The sequence below is a fragment of the Lamprobacter sp. genome, from assembly GCF_034860625.1.
Lineage (GTDB): Bacteria > Pseudomonadota > Gammaproteobacteria > Chromatiales > Chromatiaceae > Lamprobacter.
Window position 1 is genome coordinate 68,911 of sequence record NZ_JAYESN010000011.1, and the last position, 7,075, is coordinate 75,985.

General features: G+C 65.3%; 4 protein-coding genes. 1 reads left to right on the forward strand and 3 read right to left on the reverse strand.

The annotated features are described in order from the left end of the window. The first annotated feature begins 97 nt into the window (after window positions 1-97). The gene (locus VBE63_RS04905; protein ID WP_416274503.1) at window positions 98-4,483 is read left to right on the forward strand and encodes a DUF3418 domain-containing protein; all 4,386 of its coding nucleotides are present in this window, start codon (window positions 98-100) and stop codon (window positions 4,481-4,483) included. Window positions 4,484-4,515: 32 nt separating this feature from the next. On the opposite strand, the gene VBE63_RS04910 is transcribed toward VBE63_RS04905, so the two are convergent. The 3 genes from VBE63_RS04910 to VBE63_RS04920 form a co-directional block, all read right to left on the reverse strand. Beyond that, window positions 4,516-5,211: a gamma-glutamyl-gamma-aminobutyrate hydrolase family protein gene (locus VBE63_RS04910; protein ID WP_323681880.1), complete on the reverse strand. Its 696-nt coding sequence runs from the start codon at window positions 5,209-5,211 to the stop codon at window positions 4,516-4,518. After that, window positions 5,184-6,203: an amidoligase family protein gene (locus VBE63_RS04915; RefSeq protein WP_323681881.1), complete on the reverse strand. Its 1,020-nt coding sequence runs from the start codon at window positions 6,201-6,203 to the stop codon at window positions 5,184-5,186. The genes VBE63_RS04910 and VBE63_RS04915 overlap by 28 nt, the downstream gene beginning before the upstream one ends. Before the next feature lie 55 nt (window positions 6,204-6,258). Continuing rightward, window positions 6,259-7,075 (reverse strand): 4'-phosphopantetheinyl transferase family protein (locus VBE63_RS04920; RefSeq protein ID WP_323681882.1); only part of this gene is annotated, 817 nt, incomplete at its 5' end.

Below are 7,075 nucleotides of genomic sequence, written 5' to 3' on the forward strand. Positions count from 1 at the left end.
GCGTGCGCTGAAACGGCTGTCAGTGTCGGGTACTGGGGGGGCGTCGGGTTCCGAATCGACAAGCGATCATGACCACTGGCGCGATCTTGCGCGCGCGATCGACCAGTCGCGCGCGATCGTCGACGCTCGGCGTGCGGCCATCCCGAGTCTGATCCCGTTTCCGCCCGAGCTACCGGTTAGTGAGCGCCGCGACGAGATCGCCGCCTTGCTGCGCAAGCATCAGGTCATCGTGCTCTGCGGCGAGACCGGCTCCGGCAAATCGACCCAGCTGCCAAAGCTCTGTCTCGAGCTCGGCCGCGGCGTCTTTGGGCGCATCGGCCACACTCAGCCACGCCGGATCGCCGCGCGCAGCCTGGCGAGCCGCGTCGCCGCCGAACTGGGCACTGAGCTTGGCAGCACGGTCGGCTACAAGGTGCGCTTCCACGACCGGGTGCGCCCTGAGACCTCGGTCAAGCTGATGACCGACGGCATCCTGCTCGCCGAGATCCAGCGCGACCGCTATCTCAACGAATACGACACCCTGATCATCGATGAGGCCCATGAGCGCAGTCTCAACATCGACTTTCTGCTCGGCTATCTAAAGCAGCTGCTGCCGAAACGGCCCGATCTGAAGCTGATCATCACCTCGGCCACCATCGATCCGCAGCGATTCGCCGATCATTTCAGTGATGCCAATAGCCCGGCCGAAACCCTTTACGCTAGCGATACAGCTGACAGTCGCGATGCCGTTGCCTCCGGGGCAGAGCGTAAAAGCGCCGCCACTGGCGGCAGTAAAAACAACGATTCCGACGCCGATACGACGGCTAAAGGTTGCGGCAGGAGCACCAGCGAGCGCCGCGCTGCGCCCATCATCGAGATCTCCGGTCGCACCTTCCCGGTCGAGGTCCGCTACCGACCACCCGAGGAGGAGCACGCCGGTGAGCGCGACGATGCGATGCAGCAGGCGATCTCGGACGCCGTCGCCGAGCTCGCCCGCGAGGGGCCGGGTGATGTACTGGTGTTCCTCTCTGGCGAACGCGAGATCCGCGAGACCGCCGAGACCCTGCGCAAGCATCATCCGCCATCGACCGAGGTGCTGCCGCTCTATGCACGCCAAGGCCCGGCTGAGCAGGCGCGGGTGTTTCAGCCCCATGGCACGCGGCGCGTGGTGCTGGCCACCAACGTCGCCGAGACCTCGCTGACGGTGCCCGGCATCCATTACGTGATCGACCCCGGCTTCGCGCGCATCAGCCGCTATAGCCATCGCAGCAAGGTGCAGCGCCTGCCGGTGGAGCGCATCTCGCAGGCCTCGGCCGATCAGCGCAAGGGCCGTTGCGGGCGCATCGCCTCGGGCGTCTGCATCCGCCTCTATGACGAGGACAACTTCGCCGCCCGCGCCGAGCACACCGAGCCCGAGATCCGCCGCTCCAACCTGGCCGCCGTCATCTTGCAGATGAAGCAGCTGGGCTTCGGCGAGATCGAGCGCTTCCCATTCGTCGACCCGCCCGATGCCAAGCTGATCTCGGACGGCTATCGGGCCTTGGAAGAGCTGGCCGCGATCGATGCCAACGGAGACCTAACGCCAATCGGCAAGCAGCTTGCGCGGTTGCCCGTGGACCCTCGCATCGGCCGTATGCTGCTCGCCGGCGCCGAGCACCATTGTCTGCGCGAGCTGAGCATCATCGCCGCCGCGCTGGCGGTACAGGACCCGCGCGAGCGTCCGCTCGACCAGCAGCAAGCCGCCGACGAGATCCACGCCACCTTCCGCCATCCAGACTCCGACTTCCTTGGCTTCCTCAACCTTTGGGAGTTTCTGGAGAAGGAGCGTCGGCATCTGACCCGGCGCAAGTTCCAGCGTCTGTGCAAGCAGCACTTCCTGTCCTGGAATCGGGTGCAGGAATGGCGCGACACCCAGATCCAGCTGCATGAGCTGATGGCCGAGCTTGGCTATCGCGAGAACAGGGAGCAGGGCCTGGACAAACAGGCCGAGAAACATGCACGGGTCGCCGACAAGCCTGCACAGGCCTCTGGCAAGCATACGCAGGCTGCCAGCAAACATGCGGGCAAGCTTGAGGGCAAGACCACAGGCGAGAAGCAGGGCAAGCACGCGAACAACCATCCGAGTCATCGCCCGGTCAACCATCAAGCCGAGGGCACCTATGAGGAGGTCCATCGCGCCTTGCTCACCGGTCTGCTCAGCAACATCGGCCTCAAGGACGAGCAGCGCGAGTATCAGGGTGCGCGCGGCAGCCGCTTCTACATCCATCCCGGCTCGGCGCTGTTTCAAGCGACGCCGAAGTGGATCATCTGCGCCGAGCGGGTCGAGACCACACGCCAGTACGGACGCACCTGTGCTCGCGTGCAGCCGGCCTGGATCGAGGCCGCGGGCCAGCATCTGGTCAAACGCAGTTGGTCAGAACCGCACTGGCAGTCGCGCGCTGGCCAGGTGGCCGCCTTTGAGACGGTCACCCTCTACGGCATTACCCTATTCAGCCGCCGTCGGGTCAACTACGGGCCGATCAATCCCGCCGAGGCGCGCGAGGTGTTCTTGCGCTCGGCGCTGGTCGAGGGCGACTTCGAGACCCGCGCGCCGTTCTGGCGCCACAATCAGGAGCTGATCGAGTACGTGCACCAGCTCGAGGCCAAGTCGCGCCGGCGCGATATCCTGGTCGACGAGGAGGGCCTCTACGCCTTCTATCAGCAGCGCCTGCCTTCCGGCATCTACTCCAAGCCCCAGTTCGAACGCTGGCTGCGTAAAGCGACGCAGAAACAGCCAAAACTGCTGCACATGGACCTGGAGCAGGTGATGCAGCACGACGCGCGCGCGATCACCGGCGAGCAATTTCCAGATCGGTTACAGATCGGCGCCACCGAGCTGCCGCTGGAATACCGCTTCGAGCCCGGCCATGAGGCCGATGGCGTGACCCTGGTACTGCCGGCGATGTTGATCAACCAGGTCTCGCCGGAGCGCCTGCAATGGCTGGTGCCGGGGCTGTTGGAAGAGCGCATCACCGCGATGCTGCGGGGGCTGCCGAAGACGCTGCGGCGCTCGTTCGTGCCGATGCCGGATACCGCGGCGCGGGTGGCAGCGCGGCTGACGCCATCAGACCGGCCACTGGTGCGCGCGCTGGGCGAGGAACTGAAGGCACTGACCGGCGTGCAGGTGCCGGAGGATGCCTGGGACGAGGCGGCGCTGCCGCCGTATCTGCGCATGAAGCTGCGGCTGATCGATCTGGATGGACACACCCTAGCGTTTGACGACGATCTACTGCGGCTCAAGCGCCGACTGGCTGAGGGGGCGTTTGGGGATGGTCAGCGCGCGCCGGAAGGGCAGCTTGCAGCGGTGCCTCGAAGTGATCCGTCTGGAAGGCATGCACCTGGTGGTCATGCGCTCCAAGCTGGCGCGCACGGAAGTCAACTGGCCGGAGGTGTTGCGCGTGGAAGAAGTACGCCCAGCGGCAATGGGCGTGAATCCAATACGTCTGGAGGTCATACGCCCGGAGGTGCGACGGCTGGAGGACAACGGGCTGCCGCTGCCGCATCGGAAGCTGCCGCATCGGGATCAGCCAACCCCGCAGTGGTCTGGGGGCATGCGATCGAGCGCGATGGCCTCAAGCGCTGGGACTTTGGCGCGTTACCGGAGTCGGTCGACCTCGACCGCGCCGGCATCAAGCTGCGCGGCTGGCCGGCCCTGGTGGATCAAGGCGACGCCGTCGCCATCCGAGTGCTGGACGCTCAGCACAGCGCCGCCGAGGCGATGCGCGGCGGACTGCGGCGGCTGTTCATGCTCGCCTTCGGCGCGGATCTGCGCACATTGCGCCGAGGTCTCTGCGACACCGCTGGTGGCCTTGGTCGCCTGCGACTTCAATATGCTAAGGCGCCGCAGACCGAGCCCCTGCCGGGCGCCAAATCACCTCCCGATCTCGCCGATGAGCTGCTGGCCTTGATCCTCGACCTGACCTTCACCGAAGGGCAGCCGCCGATCCGCGATCAGGCCAGCTTCGAGCAGCGCCTGCAGACCAATAAGCCACGTCTGTTTCTGGTCGCGCAAGAGGTCTGCGGCCTGGCCGCCAACATCCTGGGCACCTATCAGACCGTGCGGAAACGGCTTGATGGCATCACCCAGATGCAATGGATGCCCTCGGTGCTCGACATGCGCGCCCACCTGGACAGCCTGGTCTACCGTGGCTTCCTGGTCCAGATCCCCTTCGCGCACCTGCAAGATTATCCGCGCTATCTGCGCGCGCTCGAGCAACGTGCCGAAAAGCTGCCGCAAGCCGCCACCCGCGACCGTGATTGGATGCAAGCACTGGCACCGCTGCTCGAGCGCTGGCGCGAGCGAGTCGCCGCTGCCGCAGCCGCCGAGCGTCAAGACGAGCGCCTCGACGAGATCCGCTGGATGCTCGAAGAGTTGCGCGTCTCACTCTTCGCCCAGCAGCTCGGCACCGCCTATCCGGTCTCGGTCAAACGGCTCGAGCGACGCTGGCGCGAGCTGGGGTTGTGAGCGATGCCCGTGACCATCAGCGGCACGCAAGATCAACCCCTGTTTCGGCGCCGAGCAGCGGCGACCAGGCTACTGAAGAGCTGGTGTTGGCCGCGGTTGTAGAGGAGGAATTCCGGGTGCCATTGGACGCCGCGAACGCAGTGGCGAAGGGGCGCTTCGATTGCTTGAACGATACCGTCGAGGTCGCGACCGGCGATGATCAGTCCTTCGCCTAGACGGTCAATGCCTTGGTTGTGCAGGCTGTTGATACGAGCGCGGTCGCCACCCATCAGGCGCTGCAGTTCGGTGCCGGGCTCGATGCAGAGGGTCTTGAGCGGGAAGATGGTCCAGCGGTTGGAGGTGTGCTTGCGGCGTGAGCGGAGTTCTTGGAAGAGGTTTCCTCCGAGGCGCACATTGAGTAGCTGCGCGCCACGGCAGATGCCGAGCAAGGGTAGGCCGCGCTCGAGTGCCCGATCGATGACGGCCGATTCGAGTGCGTCGCGTTCTGGATCGTATTTTGGCTTGACCTCGGGCGCGGCGGCATAGAGGACGGGGTCGACATCATGGCCACCCGTGATCACGACCCCATCAGCCTTGGCCTGGATCTCCGGCTTTGGGTTCACCGGCGTGAGCAGCTCAGTGCGCGCACCGGCGAGGCGCAAGGCCAGCTGCACCAGGAACTTGGGCGCGTGCGAGCCGCGCGTCGGGCCGGTGACGGCGATTAGAGGAGGGCGTTCTTGCTCAGCCATTGCTGACACTCCTGCCTCCAGTCTCCGGTGAGGCGTCCAAGGGGGTTGTTGAGATAGTCGCTGTAGGTGGCGCAGAGCCGCTCGAGCCGCGCCGGGTCTGCGGCCAGGCGCTCGACCACTAGCCAGTCTTGCCAGGGGCCGCTGAGATCCCAGCCCGGACGGTCGACCTCGCTATTCGGCAGCCGATAGTGCAAGGTTGGTCGTGATTTGATCCGCTCGTCCTGCACCCGCTCACGCACCCGTGCCTCATCGAGGTGGGCGAACAGCGGTAGCATATCGAGCGCACGATTGCGGGTTGGGTTGGCAGCGAGATAGTCATCGATGAGCTGCGCGCGATTGGGCGAGTAGCTGGGCGCGACCGCGGTGCGCACATAGCCCTTTGGGAAAGGGTCGGCGAAGAAGGTGAGCCGCCGGGTGAGGTCGACCGCGGCGCGCTCGCGCAGCCAGTCTTCGATGCAGAGGAAGGCCTGTAGATACTGGCGGATGCTGTCGACGTCGGTGGCCGGCATCTCAGGATTGAGCTGCATGCCGAAGGCGTAGGTGGGATCACCCGCGGTGCCGCTGGCTCCTGCGGCGCGCAGACGCTCGATGATAAGGTTGAATTCAGCCAGCCGCGAGAGCGGTAGCGGAGGGCTGATGACCTCGACTGGCACGATGCGCTCGGCGATCAGGCGCAGCAGATCTTCGGCGAATCCTTCGACCGCAGCGCCGAGGTCGTCCTCGTTGCGCTCACGCCGCCCGAGCGCTTTCAGGTAGGCGAAGTCGAGTTCGATCTCCCAGTCGCCAGCGGGGTCACCGCGTAGAGCGATCTCGTAGCGTCCGGGATGCAGCACTTCAGCAGCATCGGCGCCGAAGAGCGTCTCTTGCACCAGGTCCGCGGTTTCGCTGATGCTGAGTCCGCTCAGCTCGATCTCGACGCCGACGCGCCGTTCCTGACCGGCGCTGGTGGTGATCAGCGGCGGCATCGCGAGCTTGTTTGTCGTTGTCAGCATGGACACCCCTGGTGGGTCATCTGAATTCGGGTCTTCCTTAGAGTCATGATGCAGCCTAAGGTGCCTTGGCATCGGCTGCAACCCGGCGCATGGCGACCAATGCCGCGATGGCTGGCTTGATGTCGTCGAGGAATTGCGCAGCTCGCACCTGGGCTCGGCGTGGCGGCGGCAGACCGGGCGAGCCCGAGCAGAGCGCGAGTCCATAGCCGGGCAGGGTCGGGTACGAGCGCAGGAACCAGCGTTGCCCATGATGGTCGATCATGATCTCAGCATCCTCTTCAGCGATGGCGCAGAAGCTGCTGAGGCCGCCAGCGATGCCTTCGCCAGTGGCCTTGAGCAGGCTCTCTTTGCGGCTCCAGAGAGCGACGAAGCGGCGCCTGCGCTCGGCCTGATCGAAACGGGCCAGCCACTGCTGTTCTTCGAGCGCGAAGAAGCGCTTGGCGATGGCATCCCAGTCCCTGGTCGGGCGCACCTGCTCGACGTCGACGCCAACCGGCGATGCGCCGATTGCGAGGGCGACAAACTGCCCTGAGTGTGAGAGGTTGAAGTGGAGCTGAGGGTCGGCGGGGTAAAATGGCTTTCCGGTCGGACCACGCTCGATATGGATTTGCGCTAAAGGCTGAGCGCGCTGATGGCTGATCAGGAGGCGCGGCAGCAGCGCCGCAGTGAGGCTGCGGCAGCGGTCGGCATCGCGACGATAGCGCAGGATGCGGGATTGCTCCTCAGCCGGCAGTAGCTCTAGCAGTGCCTGCTGAGCTGTGCCCCAGGGCTCAAGCGCTAATTCGACGACCAGTAGCCCCGTTTGGATTGTTGCCATGCAGACCGCCGCAATCTGAACCATTTCCGCCCCTGATTTAAGCACGAGGCAAGGC

Excerpts from the sequence above, each read along its gene's own strand:
- VBE63_RS04910 (WP_323681880.1), bottom strand. The coding sequence starts at position 5,211 with ATGGCTGAGCAAGAACGCCCTCCTCTAATCGCCGTCACCGGCCCGACG.
- VBE63_RS04915 (WP_323681881.1), bottom strand. The coding sequence starts at position 6,203 with ATGCTGACAACGACAAACAAGCTCGCGATGCCGCCGCTGATCACCACC.